Annotated in this window: 17 protein-coding genes; 13 read left to right on the plus strand and 4 right to left on the minus strand. The window is 63.8% G+C overall.

What is annotated here, in order from left to right; translation table 11 throughout:
- Window positions 1-538: 538 nt before the first annotated feature.
- Window positions 539-1,489, plus strand: coding sequence for a type IV toxin-antitoxin system AbiEi family antitoxin domain-containing protein (locus BLQ01_RS12380; RefSeq protein WP_091552021.1), 951 nt, complete (start codon window positions 539-541; stop codon window positions 1,487-1,489).
- 503 nt (window positions 1,490-1,992) lie between these two features.
- Here the strand turns inward: BLQ01_RS12380 and BLQ01_RS22355 are convergent.
- Window positions 1,993-2,169, minus strand: a complete 177-nt coding sequence (locus BLQ01_RS22355; RefSeq protein WP_014922716.1) for a hypothetical protein — start codon at window positions 2,167-2,169, stop codon at window positions 1,993-1,995.
- Window positions 2,170-2,539: 370 nt separating this feature from the next.
- Here BLQ01_RS22355 and pucL point away from each other — a divergent pair, with 370 nt between their 5' ends.
- Together pucL and BLQ01_RS12390 are read left to right on the plus strand one after the other, a co-directional pair.
- Window positions 2,540-3,454: a factor-independent urate hydroxylase gene (gene pucL / locus BLQ01_RS12385; protein WP_026541933.1), complete on the plus strand. Its 915-nt coding sequence runs from the start codon at window positions 2,540-2,542 to the stop codon at window positions 3,452-3,454.
- A 196-nt stretch (window positions 3,455-3,650) separates the two neighbouring features.
- Window positions 3,651-5,159, plus strand: coding sequence for a nucleobase:cation symporter-2 family protein (locus tag BLQ01_RS12390; RefSeq protein ID WP_091552022.1), 1,509 nt, complete (start codon window positions 3,651-3,653; stop codon window positions 5,157-5,159).
- 493 nt (window positions 5,160-5,652) lie between these two features.
- Here BLQ01_RS12390 and BLQ01_RS12395 read toward each other — a convergent pair whose 3' ends face one another.
- Entirely contained in the window at window positions 5,653-6,408 is a 756-nt protein-coding gene (locus BLQ01_RS12395) for an IclR family transcriptional regulator (RefSeq protein WP_091552024.1), read from the minus strand.
- A 221-nt stretch (window positions 6,409-6,629) separates the two neighbouring features.
- Between BLQ01_RS12395 and BLQ01_RS12400 the strand changes: the two genes are divergently transcribed.
- From BLQ01_RS12400 to BLQ01_RS12415, 4 genes are read left to right on the plus strand one after another with little or no spacing between them, the layout of a single operon-like run.
- Complete coding sequence (locus BLQ01_RS12400; protein ID WP_091552026.1) at window positions 6,630-8,030, plus strand: NAD-dependent malic enzyme; 1,401 nt, start codon at window positions 6,630-6,632, stop codon at window positions 8,028-8,030.
- A gap of 18 nt (window positions 8,031-8,048) precedes the next feature.
- Window positions 8,049-9,662 (plus strand): malate synthase A, encoded by a 1,614-nt coding sequence (gene aceB / locus BLQ01_RS12405; protein ID WP_091552027.1) that lies wholly within the window; start codon window positions 8,049-8,051, stop codon window positions 9,660-9,662.
- A 1-nt stretch (window position 9,663) separates the two neighbouring features.
- Window positions 9,664-10,926, plus strand: coding sequence for a DUF6986 family protein (locus BLQ01_RS12410; RefSeq protein WP_091552029.1), 1,263 nt, complete (start codon window positions 9,664-9,666; stop codon window positions 10,924-10,926).
- A 14-nt stretch (window positions 10,927-10,940) separates the two neighbouring features.
- Window positions 10,941-11,753, plus strand: coding sequence for a bifunctional allantoicase/(S)-ureidoglycine aminohydrolase (locus BLQ01_RS12415; protein ID WP_091552030.1), 813 nt, complete (start codon window positions 10,941-10,943; stop codon window positions 11,751-11,753).
- A gap of 103 nt (window positions 11,754-11,856) precedes the next feature.
- On the opposite strand, the gene BLQ01_RS12420 is transcribed toward BLQ01_RS12415, so the two are convergent.
- Complete coding sequence (locus BLQ01_RS12420) at window positions 11,857-12,168, minus strand: hypothetical protein (RefSeq protein WP_026541939.1); 312 nt, start codon at window positions 12,166-12,168, stop codon at window positions 11,857-11,859.
- Window positions 12,169-12,254: 86 nt separating this feature from the next.
- Window positions 12,255-12,569, minus strand: coding sequence for an MmcQ/YjbR family DNA-binding protein (locus tag BLQ01_RS12425; RefSeq protein WP_091552032.1), 315 nt, complete (start codon window positions 12,567-12,569; stop codon window positions 12,255-12,257).
- A 437-nt stretch (window positions 12,570-13,006) separates the two neighbouring features.
- On the opposite strand from BLQ01_RS12425, the gene BLQ01_RS12435 reads away from it, so the two are divergent.
- The 6 genes from BLQ01_RS12435 (at window position 13,007) to BLQ01_RS12460 (ending at window position 19,019) form a co-directional block, all read left to right on the plus strand.
- Window positions 13,007-13,594 carry a DinB family protein gene (locus BLQ01_RS12435; RefSeq protein ID WP_091552034.1) on the plus strand — a complete coding sequence of 196 codons (588 nt, stop codon included), beginning with the start codon at window positions 13,007-13,009 and terminating at the stop codon, window positions 13,592-13,594.
- A gap of 65 nt (window positions 13,595-13,659) precedes the next feature.
- Complete coding sequence (locus tag BLQ01_RS12440) at window positions 13,660-14,667, plus strand: phosphodiester glycosidase family protein (RefSeq protein WP_091552035.1); 1,008 nt, start codon at window positions 13,660-13,662, stop codon at window positions 14,665-14,667.
- Between the two features lie 2 nt (window positions 14,668-14,669).
- Window positions 14,670-15,815, plus strand: a complete 1,146-nt coding sequence (locus BLQ01_RS12445; protein ID WP_091552037.1) for a bifunctional glycosyltransferase family 2/GtrA family protein — start codon at window positions 14,670-14,672, stop codon at window positions 15,813-15,815.
- Window positions 15,815-16,564: a DUF4956 domain-containing protein gene (locus tag BLQ01_RS12450; RefSeq protein ID WP_091552038.1), complete on the plus strand. Its 750-nt coding sequence runs from the start codon at window positions 15,815-15,817 to the stop codon at window positions 16,562-16,564. The genes BLQ01_RS12445 and BLQ01_RS12450 overlap by 1 nt, the downstream gene beginning before the upstream one ends.
- Window positions 16,565-16,587: 23 nt before the next feature.
- On the plus strand, window positions 16,588-17,349 hold the full coding sequence (locus BLQ01_RS12455) for a polyphosphate polymerase domain-containing protein (protein ID WP_091552449.1): 762 nt from the start codon (window positions 16,588-16,590) through the stop codon (window positions 17,347-17,349).
- A 44-nt stretch (window positions 17,350-17,393) separates the two neighbouring features.
- On the plus strand, window positions 17,394-19,019 hold the full coding sequence (locus BLQ01_RS12460; protein ID WP_091552039.1) for a carbohydrate-binding domain-containing protein: 1,626 nt from the start codon (window positions 17,394-17,396) through the stop codon (window positions 19,017-19,019).
- Window positions 19,020-19,154: the final 135 nt, after the last annotated feature.

The raw sequence follows: 19,154 nt of genomic DNA on the forward strand, positions 1-19,154 counted from the left end.
CGTCGCAGTTTCAGTCGGCGTCGCCGTCGAAGTCGCAGTGGCACTTGGTGTTGGCTGTGGCTCAGGAGTTGTGCACCCGGAAAGAGCCAACGCCATCACCGCCACGAAAATTGAGACCTTGAGTTTCATGACTTGCATTCCTTTGAGTTGCAGCCGCAGTGAAGCTGCCTCGATGCCGTCTCCCCAGCCGGCTCTTTCGCCACCTGCCTTGGCAGGGTTTCAGCCGGGACATCGCCCGGCACGGCGCGGCGATGCGCGTCGGATTCCCGATCATTGCCGCATGCCGCCTGTAGACGGCCCGGTCGAGCGGGAGTTTGCGGCCCGTGTCCGGTCAGGGCCGCCACGACCTTGAGGTACCCGTAGGTGGTCGTCGGCCCAGCATACGGTAAGTCGAAATCCGCCACGCCGCCCACTTCGAGGGTTCCCTGATCAGGGTGCCGCGCGCACGGCACGTTCGGCAGGGAACCATCGACGCCGGTTCTCCACATACGCCAACCCTCCCCTGTGCCGACTCTCCTGTACCTTCGACGCTTGACTCATGACGAAAAGAATCGGTGCCCAGCTGCCCCCGGGAATGGACTTGTGGCGGACCAGCGAACTGCACGAAGCGGGGATCCACGATCGACGAATTGCTGCGCTGGTCCGCTCCGGGGAGCTGGTACGGCTACGCCGCGGTTGCTATATCAGAGGCAGCACGTGGACGCCCCAGAAACCGTGGATCCGCAGTCTGCAGCTCGTTGCCGCGCACGCACACGGGACTCTTACGACGTCGGCCGGCGGCTCGGTTTACAGCCACACCTCGGCTGCGCGCCTTCACGGATTGTTTCTATGGGACGTCGATGACAAGGTCCACATCACTACGGAAACCACAGCGTCTTCCACTTCTCACGGCGGGGACGTAGTTGCGCATACCCGCCGGCTGAACCTGACGGGTGCAATTGCTTTCATCCAGGGCATGCCGTGCACCCCGTTGGAACAAACGGTGGTGGACTGCTGCCGGCTGCTGAACTACAAACAGGCCCTGGTGCTGATGGATCACGCGCTCAGAAAGGGTGCCGACGCGGCGAAGATGCAGCAAATGTGCGCATCGATGGTCGGACGCAGCGGAGTCCGGACTCTCCGGAGGGCCTTGGAAAACGCCGATGCCAGGTCAGAATCACCGGGCGAAACGCTGAGCCGTGAACTTCTCCAACGGCTACGCATCGAACTTCCCGAGCTGCAGGTGGAGGTGTCTTCCGTCGAGGGTCGTCATCGGCTGGACTTTGCGTGGCGGGAGAAGAAAGTTGCCCTGGAGTTCGACGGGAAGGTGAAGTACTTCGAATACGCGCCCACCGACGAGGTCATCTACAAGGAACGACAGCGTGAAAAGGCCCTCATGGCGCAGGGCTGGAAATTCATCCGGGTCCAGTGGAAGCATCTATTTCAGGAACAGGAGTTCAAAGCAACCGTGCTTGGGGTTCTGCGCACCACGAGCCAGGGCGTTCCGTAGAGGCTCCGGGTGAGGGATGCGGCTGACTCGGGCAGGGCTGCGGCGCCATGGCCCGCCAATCCGGGGGTTTACTGCACACCATGCCGGGCGCACGGCACACCCCGCAGCGAAGCATCGAAACGGCAGCCGGCAATGGCCGGGCAGCAAACGACCGGGCAGAGCTGCGGCGACGCGGCCCACCAATCCGGGGGTTCGCTGCACACCATGCCACGCGCACGGCACACCCCGCAGCAAGCCATCGAAACGGCAGCCGGGCAAACGGCCGGGCAACAAACGGGCGGCAGGGCTGGGGCGCCCCGGTCCGCCAACACGGGGGTTCGCTGCACACCATGCCGGGCGCACGGCACACCCCGCAGCGAAGCATCGAAACGGGCGGCCACAGCATACAGGGCGGGGCGCAGGAGGAAGAAAGCACGGAAAAGCGGGCGACACCTCCCCAGGTATCGCCCGCCTCGTTGGCTCTGTTGCGCAGAGTCCGCACACCCTTGGATGCAGGAAAGATCCTAGGGGCGCTGCCGACCGAACACCGGGAGTGCGCGCAGCCAACGGGAGAACCCGCCGGCTTTGCGATCACAGTCGGCCGGAATGTAGAAGTCCGGATCTGTTGCACCGAAGGGCAAGTACAGCTCCTGGCCCGGCGCCGGGAATTCCACGACGTTGTTCGTATCCTTCGAGTCCATCTGTTCCTCCTCTTTCTTATGCACACAGTTTCCGCTCTTCGGAAATCTTTTATTGTTATGTGGAAAGTGTAGGCAGCGGCGAAAGCAGCCGTCAAGACCCACGGACACCCCAACCAAGTTGCCCCGGTCACATTTGGCTGGTTCATAACGATCCTTGGCAACCCATATACACAGGCCGAAATCATGCGCTACTCTCGAATGAGTTCGTGGCGTAGGTCACGTAACCTGAGAGCAGCAGGCAGGGTCGTAATGAGCTGGCATCCATGGATGCTGGCTCTTTTTTGTTGGGTCAGCTCCACCAGAAACGCGGTGGAAACACGCGCTTAATTTCATTGATGGAACGTAGGTTCCACCTCACAGAAGTTGGGATATGACCATGAGCAACAACATCGTCCTCGGCGAAAACCAGTACGGCAAAGCAGAAGTCCGCGTCGTCAAGGTCACTCGGGATACGGACCGCCACCACATCGAAGACCTGAACGTCACCTCGCAGCTGCGTGGCGACTTCCAGGCCGCACACCTCCAGGGCGACAACGGCCACGTCGTTGCCACCGACACCCAGAAGAACACGGTCTACGCGTTCGCCCGTGAAGGCATCGGCTCCCCCGAGTCCTTCCTCCTGCGCCTCGCAGACCACTTCACCGGTGGATTCGACTGGGTCACCGGCGGACGCTGGGAAGCCGAAGCCTACAGCTGGGATCGTATCCAGGCCCACGGCGAGGGACATGACCACAGCTTCGTCCGCAACGGACAAGAGGTGCGTACCGCCGTCGTCGTCCGTGATGGCGCAACCACGCACCTCATCAGCGGCCTCAAGGACCTGACCGTCCTGAAGACCACGCAGTCCGGCTTTGTCGGCTACCCGCGCGACAAGTACACCACCCTGCCGGAGACCACGGACCGCATCCTGGCCACCGACGTTTCCGCCCGCTGGCGCTACAACACCAACCTGGACTTCGCCGGCACGGACTTCAACAAGAGCTACGAGGACATCAAGGCCCTCCTGCTTGAAGGCTTCACCGAGAACTACTCCCACGCCCTGCAGCAGACGCTGTTCGACATGGGCAAGAAGGTCCTGGAAGCACACAGCGAAGTGGACGAGATCAAGTTCTCCATGCCCAACAAGCACCACTTCCTGGTTGACCTGAGCCCGTTCGGCCTGGACAACCCCAACGAGGTCTTCTTCGCGGCTGACCGCCCGTACGGCCTGATCGAAGCCACGGTCCAGCGCGAGGACATCGAGGCTGCACCGGTTGCGTGGAGCGGCATCGCCGGCTTCTGCTAAACCCGCAGAAACACCGCACCAACCCGCAGTAACCCCGCAACAAACCGCACCAACAACGGGTTTGTGTGCAGGTCCCTCCCAACGGCGCCCCGTGACGGCCGGACCTGCACACAGCCAACCCCAAAACCACAAGATTTTGTTAGCCAGACACAGTTAGCCAGACGAAGACGTCTGCCATGAACCCAGAAAGTCTGCCATGAACATCAAGAAGAAGTCCCGCCCCGCGAATACCACCTCTTCGCAGAAACATCAGTCCGAGCGCCCGGAGGACAAGCGCCTTTCCATTGGCAGCACCTTCGCCTACGGCTTCCAGCACGTCCTGACCATGTACGGCGGAATCATTGCCCCGCCGCTGATCATCGGCGCAGCGGCCGGCATGTCCTCCCAGGACATCGGCCTCCTCATTGCCGCCTGTTTGTTCGTTGGCGGCCTGGCCACCATCCTGCAGACCGTGGGCATACCGTTCTTCGGCTCGCAGTTGCCACTGGTCCAGGGCGTGTCGTTCGCGGGCGTTTCCACCATGGTGGCGATCGTCCAAGGCGGCGGCGGGATCCAGGCGGTGTTCGGCTCAGTCATTGTGGCCTCGCTGATTGGCCTGGCGATCACTCCCCTGTTCTCCAAGATCATCAAGTTCTTCCCGCCAGTGGTCACAGGAACAGTGATCACCACCATCGGCCTGACGCTGATGCCGGTGGCCGCCAACTGGGCCATGGGCGGCAACGCCAAGGCAGATAACTACGGCAGCATGGCCAACATCGGCCTGGCAGCAGCAACCATGGGCATCGTCCTTCTCCTGAGCAAGGTTGGCAACGCCGCCATCTCCCGGCTCTCCATCCTGCTGGCCATGGTTATCGGCACCATCATTGCCCTGGTGGCCGGCATGGCTGACTTCTCCAAGGTTGGCCAGGGCGACATCGTCGCATTCCCCACGCCGTTCGCCTTCGGTGCTCCCACCTTCGAAATCGCCGCGATCATCTCCATGCTCATCGTCATCCTGGTGACCCTGACAGAGACTTCGGCAGACATCATCGCAGTGGGCGAGATCGTAGACACCAAGGTTGATTCACGCCGCATCGGCGACGGCCTTCGCGCAGATATGCTCTCCAGCGCCATCTCCCCGCTGTTCAACTCCTTCACGCAGAGCGCCTTCGCCCAGAACGTTGGCCTCGTTGCCATCACTGGCATCAAGAGCCGCTTCGTCGTCAGCGCCGGCGGCCTGATCCTGGTGATCCTGGGCCTCCTGCCGATTCTGGGCCGGGTTGTGGCAGCGGTTCCGACCCCCGTCCTGGGCGGCGCCGGCGTCGTTCTCTTCGGTACCGTGGCAGCCAGTGGTATCCGTACCCTGGCCAAGGTCGAGTACAAGAACAACATGAACCTCATCATTGTGGCGGCGTCGATCGGCTTCGGCATGATCCCGATTGCCGCCCCGAAGTTCTACGACCAGTTCCCGTCCTGGTTCGCCACGATCTTCCACTCCGGCATCAGCTCGGCCGCGGTCATGGCCATTTTGCTGAACATCCTCTTCAACCACTTCAAGGCCGGCAACTCGGACAACCAGTCGGTGTTCGTCGCGGGCACGGACAGGATCGTCAGCGAAGAGGACATCAAGTGCCTCAGCGAGGACGACCGGTTCGAGAACGGCAAGCTGATCGACGCCGACGGCAACGAAGTCCCGCTCAAGACCTCCAGCGCGTCAGAGCACTAGCACCTCCGCAGCGACAGCAGGCGGCAACGTTTCCTTGGGGGACGTTGCCGCCTTTTGTCGGCTTGGATGAAACGTACGACGCCGGCACCGGCCTCTGCGGCGGCCCTCACCTTGGTTGGTGCCCACCTGCGCGGGCCGCCGCAGTTGACTTGGGTGACCACCGCCGTCGAAGTTGACCCGCGTGAGCCGCCCCGCCCGGGCGACCACCGCCGTCGACCTTGACCCGGGTGAGCCGACCGATCCGGGCGATCACCGCCGTCGGAGTTGACCCGCATGAGCCGACCGACCCGGGTGACCACCGCCGTCGAGCTTAAGGTGTGGTGCGGGAAGCCGCACCTCGGCGCGAAACGGCCTGCGCATCCGCCCGTGGGGAACTCCACGCTGACGAGGACCGCCGGCTCAAAACCCACTCCCAGATAACAAAAGATGGCAATGTTTTGGGGAAACATTGCCATCTTTTGCCATCTCGCGCAGGGGGCGCGGGTGGTACAGCCTAGTTCTGGTTGAGCTCCGCGGAGATCGCCATGGCGGCCTCGCGCAGCATGGGCACGGCGCGGTCGGCGAAGCTCTGGTCAACACGGGTGATCGGGCCGGAGACGGAGATCGCGGTAGGCGTGGGTGCGTTGGGCACGGCCATGGCGAAGCAGCGGACGCCGAGCTCCTGCTCTTCCTCATCAATGGAGTAGCCACGCTCACGGATCAACGCCAGGTCCGCGAGCAGGGAGTCGATGTCGCCGATGCTCTTGGCCGTGGGTGTGGGCATGCCGGTGCGGGCCACGATGCCGCGGACAACTTCGTCTTCCAGCTGGGCGAGGATGGCTTTGCCCACGCCGGTGTCGTGCGTGTGGGCGCGGCGGCCAACCTCGGTGAACATGCGCATGGAGTGCATGGAGGGGACCTGGGCCACGTAGATGACCATGTCGGAATCCAACACAGCCATGTTGGAAGTTTCACCGAGGCGTTCCACCAAGGTCTTCAGCTGCGGGCGTGCCACGGCACCGAGTTGCTTGCTGGCGCCTTCGCCGAGCCGGATGAGCCGGGGGCCCAGGGCGTAGCGGCGGTTGGGCAGCTGGCGGATGTAGCCAAGGGACACCAAGGTCCGCAAAAGACGGTGGATGGTGGGCAGGGGGAGGTCAGTGGATGACGAGAGCTCGCTCAGTGTGACGTCGCCGCCCGCATCCGTGATCAGTTCCAGCAGTTCAAAGACGCGCTCAACGGACTGCACGCCTCCGGAGGCTTTTTCAGCCATTCCCTTGTCTCCAATGACTCAGATTCCGACAACTCTTATCCGCATCGTGAAAAGAATTGCTTAGAACACCCAACATACAGCACAGGGCCAAGCTGCGCGATGACACCGATCATGACCAAGCTGGGGGTTGTGTTTCCACTTTGTAGATAATAATATCCATAATACGAAAACATTCAGTTTGGAACGGCGGCCCGGGAACGGGCCTTACAGGAGGAATTTCAATGGCGAATCCGAGCCCCGGAAACTCGATCACCCTGCGCGTCGCCGCACCGTCGAGCTTCACCGCTACCAGCGAACTGGCAGCAGCCGTCGGCGCAGCCGGTGCAGCGATCACCGCGCTGGACGTCACGGAATCCCACCACGAGACGATCGTTGTTGACGTCACCTGCAACACCACCGACGACGACCACGCAGCCCGCGTGAAGGATGCCCTGAACGCGCTCGACGGCGTCACCGTCCAGCACGTTTCGGACCGCACCTTCCTCATGCACCTTGGCGGCAAGCTCGAGGTCGTCCCCAAAGTAGCCCTGCGCAACCGCGACGATCTCTCCCGTGCCTACACTCCCGGCGTCGCCCGTGTTTGCATGGCCATTGCGGAAGACCCGGCCGCTGCCCGCAACCTGACGGTCAAGCGCAACACCATCGCCGTCCTCACTGACGGTTCGGCCGTTCTGGGCCTGGGCAACATCGGCCCAGCCGCCGCCCTTCCCGTCATGGAAGGCAAGGCTGCGCTGTTCAAGCAGTTCGCCAATGTGGATGCCTGGCCGGTCTGCCTGGACACCCAGGACACCGAAGAGATCATCATGATCGCCAAGGCCATGGCACCGGTCTACGGTGGCATCAACCTCGAAGACATCGCCGCGCCGCGCTGCTTCGAAATCGAGAACCGCCTGCGCGAAGAGCTGGACATCCCGGTGTTCCACGATGACCAGCACGGCACCGCGATCGTCACGCTCGCGGCCCTGGTCAATGCCCTCCGTGTTGTGGACAAGAAGCTCTCCGAGGTCAAGATCGTGGTTTCGGGCGTCGGCGCTGCCGGCTCGGCCATCATCCAGCTCCTCAAGGCCCAGGGCGCGCAGCACATCATCGCCGCAGGCCGCTCCGGCGCCATCCACTCCGGTGAGGAATACGGCGACGAACACCGCAGCTGGATCGCAGCGAACACCAACGAAGAAGGCTTCTCCGGAACCCTGCACGACGCCCTCAAGGGTGCGGATGTCTTCATCGGCGTCTCCGCCCCGCACGTGATCGGCGAAGAGCAGGTTGCTTCCATGGCCGAAGACTCGATCGTGTTCGCCATGGCCAACCCGACGCCGGAGATCGACCCCGTAGTTGCGTCCAAGCACGCAGCCGTGGTGGCCACCGGCCGCAGCGACTTCCCGAACCAAATCAACAACGTGCTGGCCTTCCCCGGCTTCTTCCGCGGGCTGCTGGACGCCGGGGCCTCAGACATCACCCCGAACATGCTGGTGGCCGCCGCCGAGGCGATTGCCAACCGGGTGGCTGACGATGAGCTCAACGCGAGTTACATTATCCCCAGCGTCTTCGATCCCCATGTTGCCGCCGACGTTGCGACCGCCGTAGCCAATGCTGCGCACGCCAACGCCGCCAGCGCACTCTAGAAAAAGGAATCCGCTCACATGGCTATCACAGTCACCGATCCCCGGCCGATCGATCGCGCCGAGGAAATCCTTACCCCCAAGGCATTGGCCTTCCTCGAAGAACTGCACAAGCGCTTCGCCGGCACCCGCAACGAGCTCCTCAAGGCGCGTGGCGTCAAGCGCCAGAAGGTTGCCGACACCAGCCGCCTGGACTTCCTCCCGGAGACCAAGGAAATCCGCGACGGCGACTGGAAGGTCGCCGAGGCACCGGCAGCTTTGCAGGACCGCCGGGTTGAGATGACCGGCCCGGCAACCCCGGCCAAGATGGCCATCAATGCCCTGAACTCCGGCGCCAAGGTGTGGCTCGCGGACCTCGAAGACGCCAGCACCCCCACGTGGCCCAACGTCATCGATGCCATCCTCAACCTCCGCGACGCTGCCCAGGGAACCCTGGCCTACACCTCGCCCGAGGGTAAGGAATACCGCCTGCGCACCGACGCTCCCCTGGCCGTTGTGGTGGCCCGCCCCCGCGGCTGGCACATGGAGGAGAACCACCTGCTGATCGACGGCGTACCCGCCGTGGGTGCCTTGGTGGACTTCGGCTTGCACTTCTTCCACATTGCCAAGCAGCTGCTCTTGAACGGTCAGGGCCCGTACTACTACCTGCCCAAGATGGAGAGCCACCTGGAGGCCCGCCTCTGGAACGACGTCTTTGTCTTCGCCCAGGACTTCCTCGGCATTCCGCAGGGCAGCGTCCGCGCCACGGTCCTCATTGAGACCATCCCCGCAGCCTTCGAGATGGACGAGATCCTCTACGAACTGCGCGATCACGCCTCGGGCCTGAACGCCGGCCGTTGGGATTACCTCTTCAGCATCATCAAGTACTTCCGTGATGCCGGCGAAGAGTTCGTCCTCCCGGACCGCGCCACCGTTGCCATGACGGCTCCATTCATGCGCGCCTACACCGAACTCCTGGTCAAGACCTGCCACAAGCGCGGCGCCTTCGCCATGGGTGGCATGGCCGCCGTCATCCCCAACCGCAAGCAGCCGGACGTCACCGCAGCAGCCTTCGACAAGGTCCGCGCCGACAAGACCCGCGAGGCAAACGATGGCTTCGACGGCTCCTGGGTTGCCCACCCGGACCTGGTTCCCACCTGCCGCGAAGTCTTCGACACCGTGCTGGGTGACCCTGCCAACGGCGGGAAAAAGAATCAGCTGGACAAGCAACGCCCCGAGGTGAACGTCACCGCGGAGCAGCTGATCGACGTCGCCTCCGCCGGCGGCACCGTCACCGAAGCCGGCCTGCGGCTGAACCTGTACGTCGCCGTCGCCTATACGGGCGTCTGGATTTCCGGCAGCGGCGCGGTTGCCATCCACAACCTCATGGAAGACGCCGCAACCGCGGAGATCTCCCGTTCACAGGTGTGGCAGCAACTGCGCAACAAGTCCGTCCTGGCGGACACGGGCAACACCGTGACCCGCGAACTGGTTACCCGCATCCTGGGCGAGGAAACCGAGCGCCTGCGCATCGAATTCGGCGACGAGAACTTCGCGAAGTACTACGAGCCTGCCTCCAAGCTGATCGAGGACATTTGTTTGTCCGACGATTACACGGACTTCCTCACCACTCCCGCCTACGAGCTGGTGGGCTGAGATGGGCTCATTCTCTTCCTCTGACCTGGCCCACATCGAGTCGCAGCTTGAAGCGACGGACCAGTTGCTGGACCGCAACTACCCCGGCGACGACGGCTCACGCCAGCCCATCCACACCGTCTACATCCCGGCCGACCGCTTCACGCCCACCTTCGTGGCGGACTGGGGCGCCCAGGCGCTTTCGACGGCGGAAGCCCACGGCGGCTTGGAAAAGCTGGGCCGGCTGTTGGGCCAGGAACCCGACCTGGCTGCCGCTGTTGCCTCCCGGGTAGCTTCCAAGCTGGCTGCTGAACCGATTGAGGACCTTCGGCTGGACTTCGAAGACGGCTACGGCGATCGCGGCGATGAGGCAGAAGACGCCGACGCCGTGGCTGCCGCCAACGCCGTTGCCGCAGCAGTTGCGGCCGGGACAGCTCCCCCCTTTATCGGCATCCGCTTCAAGTGCTTCGAAGCCCCCACTCGCGCCCGTGGCCTGAAGACGCTGGACCTGTTCGTCTCCACGTTGGCTCAGGCCGGCGAACTTCCGGCCGGACTGATCCTTACCCTGCCCAAGGTCACCACGGTGGCCCAGGTGCAGGCCATGGACTTCGCAGTGTCCCGCCTTGAGGAAGTCCACGGACTTCCCACCGGCCGGCTCCGCTTTGAAGTGCAGGTGGAAACCCCGCAGCTCATCATCGGTGCTGACGGAACCTCACCTGTTGCCCAGCTCCCCCACGTTGTTCCGGGCCGCATCAGCGCCCTGCACTACGGGACCTACGACTACAGCGCCTCCTTGGGGATCTCCGCGGAATACCAGTCCATGGAGCACCCCGTGGCCGACTTCGCCAAGGAAGTCATGCAGCTCGCGGTCGCTGGAACGGGCATTCGCCTGTCCGACGGTTCCACCAACATCATCCCCGTGGGCGATGCCGTGGAAGACGCCTGGAAGCTGCACGGCCGACTGGTCCGCAGGTCCCTGGAAAACGGCTACTACCAAGGCTGGGATCTCCACGCCGCCCAGCTGCCGAGCCGTTTCTCGGCGTCGTATGCTTTCTACCGCGAAGGCCTGCCCGCCGCCGCACTGCGCCTGCGCAACTATGTTGAGCGCACCGAAGGCGGCGTCATGGACGAGCCCGCCACCGCCCGCGCCCTTGCCGGCTTCGTCCTCCGCGGCGTCCAATGCGGCGCAGTGGGGACCGACGAGGTCAAGGCGCTTGCCGGCGTCGAACTTTCACAGCTGACCGCACTGGCGCACCCGCGGCTCGCACAACCGACTTCCCACTGATAGGAGCATTTCGCATGGGCAAGTACTACTACCCGCAAGGCGGCCTGCCGCCTCAGACCCACCTCACCACGGAACGGGCGATCGTCACCGAGGCGTACACGGTGATCCCCAAGGGCGTCATGACGGACATCGTCACCAGCAACCTGCCGGGCTTCACCAACACGCGCTCGTGGATCATCGCGCGGCCGATCTCCGGCTTCGCCACCACGTTCTCCCAGCTGATCGTGGAGATCGCACCGGGCGGCGGGGCTCCCAAGGCGGAGTTCGAGTCCGGCGTTGAAGGCGTCATCTTCGTCACCAAGGGCCAGGTCAACCTGACCCTCGACGGCGAACTGCACCACCTCGAAGAGGGCGGCTACGCCTACCTCGCTGCCGGTGCCGAGTGGGGCCTGGAAAACGTGTCCGACGACATCGTCTCCTTCCACTGGATCCGCAAGGCGTACGAGCGCCTTGAAGGTTTCGAAGCCAAGTCCTTCGTCACCAACGAGAAGGACGTGGAGCCCACCTCCATGCCGGACACCGACGACGTCTGGAAGACCACGCGCTTCACGGACTCCAGCGACCTCGCGCACGACATGCAGGTCAACATCGTCACCTTCCAGCCCGGCGGCGTGATCCCCTTCCCGGAGACGCACGTCATGGAGCACGGCCTGTACGTCCTTGAAGGCAAGGCCATGTACTTGCTCAACAACGACTGGGTTGAGGTGGAGGCCGGCGACTTCATGTGGCTGCGCGCGTTCTGCCCGCAGGCTTGCTACGCGGGCGGTCCGGGCGAGTTCCGTTACCTGCTGTACAAGGACATGAACCGCCAGGTGAAGCTCACCTAGTCTTCGCTTTGGGTTTGCCGAGATCGCCGGAAAGCTGCCAGTTCGCTGGAGCTCTCCGGCGATTTCGTCGTTTTCCGGCGGTTTCGGTGCGGGTCCGGCGAACTCAGCTGTTTTGGTGGGTTCCGCGTCGACCGATTCTGAGCCCGGCCCAGAAGGCGAGCATCAGCAGGCCAAGGACCGTCACAGCGAGCCCCACCTGACTGGCTTGGCTCACCATCGTCACACCGTTGCCCAGGAAGAGCGTGTCGCTCAACGGCGCATAGGCAACGAAGCCAAAGTCCGTGCTTTGGTTGCTGAACGCCACGATCAGCCCCACGATCACCGCGGCCAGCCCCAGCAAAGGCACGACGACGGTTGCCAGTTTGCGTCCCGGCTTCGGTTGGTTCTGTTCCCCAAGTGTGTTGTTATCCCCCATGCGCCCGAGTCTAACCTGCGTGCGTGCACCCAACTGGGTCGCAGCACATGGTCCATTGAGCGCTTCAATGGGACGTTTGCTGTCACTCAGTTGGGTTTGCCCGGGCCGCCGGCGATTCTGTACGACTCCTGCAGCAACTCGTCGAGCTCGTCCGTGCCGATTCGTTCGAGCCGGACCAACATGAGCTGGGGTGACTGCTCATGATGCGGGGTCCAGAAGAACGTGTCGGGATTCATGGCTGCGAGCGCTTCGCGTTCGTCGCTCTTCACCGTGCCCACGCCCTCTTCCCACATGCGTGCCATCAGGGTCTTGGCGAACCATGCGGGTTGCCCCCAGCTGGGCCGCTCTGTTACGCCTCGCATGCTCAGGCAGATGCGCCGGACGTCGTCTTCTGTGGCCATGGTTCACTGTGGCATCGTCATGCTGGCTGCGACAAGCGAGTTCGCGGGAATGCTGCGAAATGGCCGTAGGCTTCCATGCGACCTTGCGCGCTTCCCGCGAGCGCGGCGAGCCCGGCGGTGACACGAGAGCCCGGCGAACCCGGCGATGACACCGAAGTCCGCTATTTGCCCATCCCCATGCCCATGCCCAAGGTAAGACCCTCAAGGTCATCGACAAAAACCCGCGCTAGCACCGGCGTCGTATCCTTCGGCTGGCCTGCCAAGTCGCGGGAAACGTGCGCGGTCCCCGGGGAGGCTGCCAGCCCTGTGTAAGTTCCGGCGATCCGGCAGGGTTCCCACGAACCCACGGTCGAGCACGAACCCACGGTCGCGGCGGAGCCCCTCCATCTGGAGGCGGAGCCCCAATACCGTCACACCCCTTCGGTAGAGTGCTCCCCATGGATGACAAAGCGATGCTGCTCGGTTACTTGCGCCTGCGCCGCGCGGACCTGCTGGGCAAAGTGGAGAACCTCAGCGAGTACGACGCCAGGCGGCCCTTGACTCCCACGGGAACCAACCTTTTGGGCTTGGTGAAGCATGTGGCCAGCGTGGAGCTGGACTATTTCGGGGTGACGTTCGGACGCCCCAGCGGCAGGGAGCTGCCGTGGTTGGCGGAGGACGCCGAGCCTGATTCCGATATGTGGGTGCCCGTTACCGAGACCCGGGAGGAGATCCTGGAGCTGCACCACTTCTCGGCCAAGCACAGCGATGAGACCATCGAGTCCCTTCCTTTGGATGCGCCGGGCGTTGTGCCTTGGTGGTCGGAGGAGAAGAAGAACGTGACCCTCCACCAAATACTTGTCCACATGTGCGTTGAAACCGCCAGGCATGCCGGGCACGCGGACATCATCAGGGAGCTCATCGACGGCTCCGCAGGACAAAGGCCGGGCGATCCGAACATTCCCACGCGTAACTCCGAGGAGTGGGCTGCGCATCGGTTCCGGATCGAGGAAGCAGCCCGGGAGGCCGACCGCCGCGGCTTCTGAACCTTCACAGCCCACGCATAAGTCGAGCAAACCTCCTGCGTAGCCTTGCTCCGTAGAAATGAGGCATGACTCCTCCACAGACTGAACACCGTAAGGGCGGCCGGACACGGCGCGCCGTCATCTCCGCCGTTCTGGCGGTCACTCTTTCTGCCGGGGGTGCCGCAGCCTGGGCTTTGGACCGCTTCGTGGTTCCGCACGCTGAGATCACCAACGTCTCCGAATACGAGGCAAGCCAGACCGGCACCACCACAAACGGCTCGACGACGGACGCCACCTCTGCTGAGGACGCCACCTCTGCTGATGCGTCGTCTGCGGCCGCCGTGGTCACCGATACCTCCTACACCTCGGGCGACACCGGCGTCACCGTCTCCACGGTGACCACCGGCAGCGGCGACGACACCGTCACCTACTACGTTGCCGACGTCGTGCTTGATGATGCAACCACGCTGAAGTCGGCGTTCGCCGAGGACACCTATGGCGAGAACATCACCGAAACCACCTCCGCGATCGCCCAGGACCACAACGCCATTTTCGCCATCAACGGCGATTACTACGGTTTCAGGGACACGGGCATCGTGATCCGCAACGGCGTGGTGTACCGGGATGAGGGCGCACGGCAGGGCCTGGCTTTCTACAAGGACGGGACCGTCAAGGTCTATGACGAGACCACCACCAGCGCTGAGCAACTCGTCGCCGACGGCGTGTGGAACACGCTCTCGTTCGGGCCGTCGCTGCTGGACAACGGGGAGATCGCCTCCGGGATCGAGGACGTGGAGGTTGATACCAACTTCGGCAACCATTCCATCCAGGGTGAGCAGCCCCGCACCGCCGTCGGCGTCATCGATGAGAACCATCTGGTGTTCGTGGTGGTGGACGGCCGCAGCCCCGGCTACTCAGCAGGCGTGACCATGACCGGACTGGCAGGGATCATGAAGGACCTCGGCGCCAGCACCGCTTACAACATCGACGGCGGCGGTTCCTCCACCATGTACTTCAACGGCTCCCTGGTGAACAACCCGCTTGGAGAGAACAAAGAGCGTGGCACCTCCGACATCCTCTACATCGCCCAGTAGCCATGATCATCCTGATACCGGCCTACGAGCCGGACCACCAGCTCACTGCCCTGATCCGCAACCTCCAAGCGGCCGATCCCTGGTTGACCATGGTGGTGGTGGACGACGGTTCCGGACCGGACTACCAACAAACGTTCGACGACGCCGCCCGGCTTGGGTGCCATGTGCTCAGTTACGCCGTGAACGGCGGGAAGGGACACGCCCTCAAAAGCGGGTTCGCTTTCATAGCCGAACGGTTCCCGGGGCAGGACGTTGTCTGCGCGGACAGCGATGGCCAGCACGCCGTGGCCGACATCCTGGCCGTGGCCGATCGTGTCCGTCATGTCACAGCGGCGATGGTCCTTGGATGCCGCAACTTCGCTGGAAGTGTCCCGGCCCGCAGCAGGTTCGGCAACACAGTTACCCGCGGCCTGTTCAGGCTGGCAACAGGGCAACGGGTTGCTGATACACAAACGGGCCTGCGCGGATACCGGGCCGACATGCTCCCTTGGCTGCTGACAGTCCGTGGCCAACGCTACGAATACGAACTGAACCTGCTGCTGGAAGCGAAACAGGCAGGTTACGGCATCGAGTCCGTGGAAATCGCCACTGTCTATCTGGACCACAACTCCGGATCGCATTTCAGGCCCGTGGCCGACTCCCTGCGGATCTATGCGCCGCTGTTGAAGTTCCTGGGCTCCTCGTTATCCGCGTTCGTGGTGGACACGGTGATGTTCCTGGTGCTGAGCGCCGTCACGGATTCGCTGCTGCTGGCAGTTGTGGGTGCCCGGCTGGTCAGTGCCTCGGTGAACTTCCTGGTGAATCGTCGGCTGGTCTTTGAGCACGGCAAAGACACCTCGTTGCGTGCCGCGGCTGCTGGCTATGTGGCCCTGGTGGTTGTCCTGTTGTCGGCCAACTACGCCGCCATGGCCACCCTCACTTCCCTTGCCCTCCCGGATGTGCCGGCCAAATTGCTGACCGAGGCGGCCTTGTTGGGCGTCAGCTACGGCGTTCAGCAGCGATTCCTGTTCATCCGCAGGGCCCGCACCGCAGCATCGGAAACCGATGGCACCGAAACACATATCCCCGCCTTGGTCCGGGCACAGTTTCAGCACAGCATGCCCGGGAAAAGTGGAGATCAATCCCCCAAGAGATTCCGGAGCAACTGATGAATACCATCATCCTCATCGCGGCAGACCTGGCCGCCATCACCATATTGACGCTGGCCCTCTACCTGCGCCGCCACCGACGCCGTGACCTGGTGGTCTCCTACCTGGGCATGAACGTGGGCGTCCTGGCAGTGGCCACGGCTTTGTCCGGTTCGGCTGCCGGCGTTGGCCTGGGACTTGGCTTGTTCGGTGTTCTCTCCATCATCCGGCTCCGCTCCACGGAACTGGCCCAGCACGAGGTGGCCTACTACTTCTCGGCACTGGCCCTCGGCCTGATCGCGGGCATCGGCGTGGAGCCCCTCTGGCTCACCTTGGCCCTCATGGCACTGGTCCTCCTGGTGATGTTCGTTGGAGACAACCCACGGGTACTGCCCGCCTACCGGCACCAGACAGTGGTCCTGGACAGGGCCATCAATAGCGAGCCCGAGCTCTACGCCCGGTTGGAGGAAGTCCTCCACGGCACCGTGCATTCGGCCACCATCCAGGAGTTGGACATGGTCAACGACAAGACGATCGTTGATGTCCGGTACGCGGTGCGCCCGCAGCAGCCCCGACGCTCGGATCTGGGCTTCGACCAGCCCTCCGGGGCGCTCTCTCCGGCACCCCGGGAACTGCCGGCGCAGCCCCTACACAGGGCGCAACACACCCAACCGTCCGCACCCACCCAGCCGTCCACACCCACTCCGCCCGCACCGGGCCAACTGTCCACCCCCACTCCGTCCGCACCCACTACGGCCGGTGTAGCGTGAGCCGCGTCGAGGCCCAACCGGTCATGCCGCAACTGGGCCAACTACCCGCCGTCGGACTTGAAGAACTCACCACGGAAGCCGGGCTGCTGACCCGGGTTGACCGCAAGTATCTGGTGCCGTCGGCGACGGCCCGGGCGATCCTCAGTACGTTCACCACGGAGGCCCGGGTGCTGGAAATGGACGGGAACCGTACCTTCGCCTACGACTCCGTCTATTTCGACACCCCGGCGCTGGACAGCTATATGCTGGCTGCCCGTGGCCGGCGGCGGCGGTTCAAGATCCGCACCCGAACCTACCTGGACAGCGGAGTCAGCTTCCTGGAAGTGAAAACCGAAGGTGCCCGCGAGGCAACTGTCAAGGAACGGATTCCGTACCAGTTGAGCGACCGCGAGCGCCTGACCGACGAAGGTTTGGCGTACGTGAATGAGACTCTGGCCGCCACGATCGGCGATGCCGGGTTTGGACCCTTGGACCCTGTGCTGTCCACCCGCTATGACCGCACCACACTGTTCCTCCCCGGGTCCGGAAGCAGGGCCACCATCGACTCCGACGTCACCTGGCAGAGTCCCGATGGCCAGCCTTGGATGCTGGACAACGCTGTGGTGGTGGAGACGAAATCCGGTTCCGCCCCTGGTCCGCTGGACCGGCACCTTTGGGCGCACGGCGTCCGGCCTTGCCGCATCTCGAAGTTCGCCACCGGCATGGCAGCACTCCATCCAGGGCTTCCGGCCAACCGTTGGAACCAAACACTCCGCCACAGGATGCCCCTGCGTCCCGCCTGCTGACATCCCGTCCGCTGACCTTCCCTCCACAGACTTAGGAACCCACCATGCGCTCTTTCCGTACTGCCCTCTCCGTTGCCGCCGTAGCCCTGGCCGTGTCACTGGCAGGCTGCTCCACAGCCGCCACCAGCTCATCGTCCACCGGCACCACCTCAAGCAACACCGGCACCACCTCTTCTCAGCAGGCAGTCTCCGCCGCCACCATCGAGGAAGACACCCATTACGACAGCGACGACCTCACGTGGGATGCCGCCACTGAAGTGGCTGTGAGCCTGGCCGACGACGGCAGCAAAGTGACGTCGTCGGCCTCCACCGGCGTGGCCGTAGACGGCAATACCGTCACCATCAGCGCGGCAGGAACGTACCGCCTCAGTGGCTCATTGAGCGATGGCCAAATCGTCGTAGCGGCGGGCGAGGAAGACACCGTGCGGATCATCCTCGATGGCGTCGAGCTGGGCAATTCGGCAGGTTCGCCGTTTGTTGTGCAGAGCGCGGATGAGGCGATCGTGTATCTGGAAGCCGGCAGCACCAACACCCTGACCGACGCCACCACCTATGCCGACCAAGGGGATGACGCCCCCAACGCAGCGCTCTTCTCCATGGCCGACCTCACCATCGCCGGCACCGGTTCCCTCACCGTCAACGGGAAATCCAACGACGGCATCGTGTCCAAGGACGGCCTGGTGATGGCAGCCGGCAAGGTTACCGTGGACGCGGTGGACGACGGCATCCGCGGCAAGGACTACACCGTCCTGCTGGACGGCGCCTACCAGGTGACCACCGGCGGGGACGGCGTAAAAGCGGACAACGACGCCGATGAAGGCCGCGGCTGGCTGCTGGTCAGCGGCGGCTCGCTGACCAGCAATGCAGGCGACGACGGCGTGAAGGCGTTCAACACCCTCACAGTTTCCGGCGGAACCGTCACCGTGGCCGAGTCGGAGGAGGGACTCGAGGCCCAGCACATCGCCATCTCCGGCGGCGAGGTCACCGTCACATCGAACGACGACGGCGTAAACGCCTCGGGCGGTTCGTCCACCTCAGCGTCCACTGACGCCGGCGCCGCCGGTGGCATGGGCGGCGGTATGGGCGGACCAGCTGGTGGGGGCATGGGTGGCGGCATGGGCGGCGGCGAGATGGCGGCAGGCGATTACTCCGTGGACGTATCCGGTGGAACACTTACCATCAACTCCGAGGGCGACGGCCTGGACTCCAACGGCAGCGCCACCATCTCGGGAGGAACAGTGGTGGTCAACGGCCCCACCAACGACGGCAACGGGGCTTTGGATGTGAACGGCGAGCTGGTAGTCAGTGGCGGAACCGTCGCAGCAGCCGGCAGTGCAGGCATGGCGGTCACCCCTGGCACCTCGTCCACGCAGTCAGGGGTGCAAGTGACCTTCGATTCGTCCGTATCGGCCGGCACTCCGGTGCACCTTGTTGATTCGTCCGGTGCTGTGGTTGCCACATTCGTGACCACAAAGACCACTGCATCGCTGGTCTTCTCTTCCCCGGCCATCACCGACGGTGAGAGCTACACGGTGTACACCGGGGGCAGCGCCGATGCCGGGGCCGGCCTGACCACGGGTTCCACTGACGGAGCCCAGAAGCAGGGCACGGTGACTGCGGGCCAGTACACCCAGGCTCAGGGCCCTGGTGGAGGTGGCGGCCGCCGGTAGGCCCGACTCCCCACCAGTGGCCGATGGCATACGACCTGTGAATTCGAGGGAAGCACCTCTTTCTGCCTGAGTGAGCTGGCCCTGGTGGAACTCTGTGGCTTCGTTACCCCTTTTCACTGTTTTGCTGGATGAAAT

It is taken from the genome of Arthrobacter sp. UNCCL28 (genome assembly GCF_900102805.1).
Lineage (GTDB): Bacteria > Actinomycetota > Actinomycetes > Actinomycetales > Micrococcaceae > Arthrobacter > Arthrobacter nicotinovorans_A.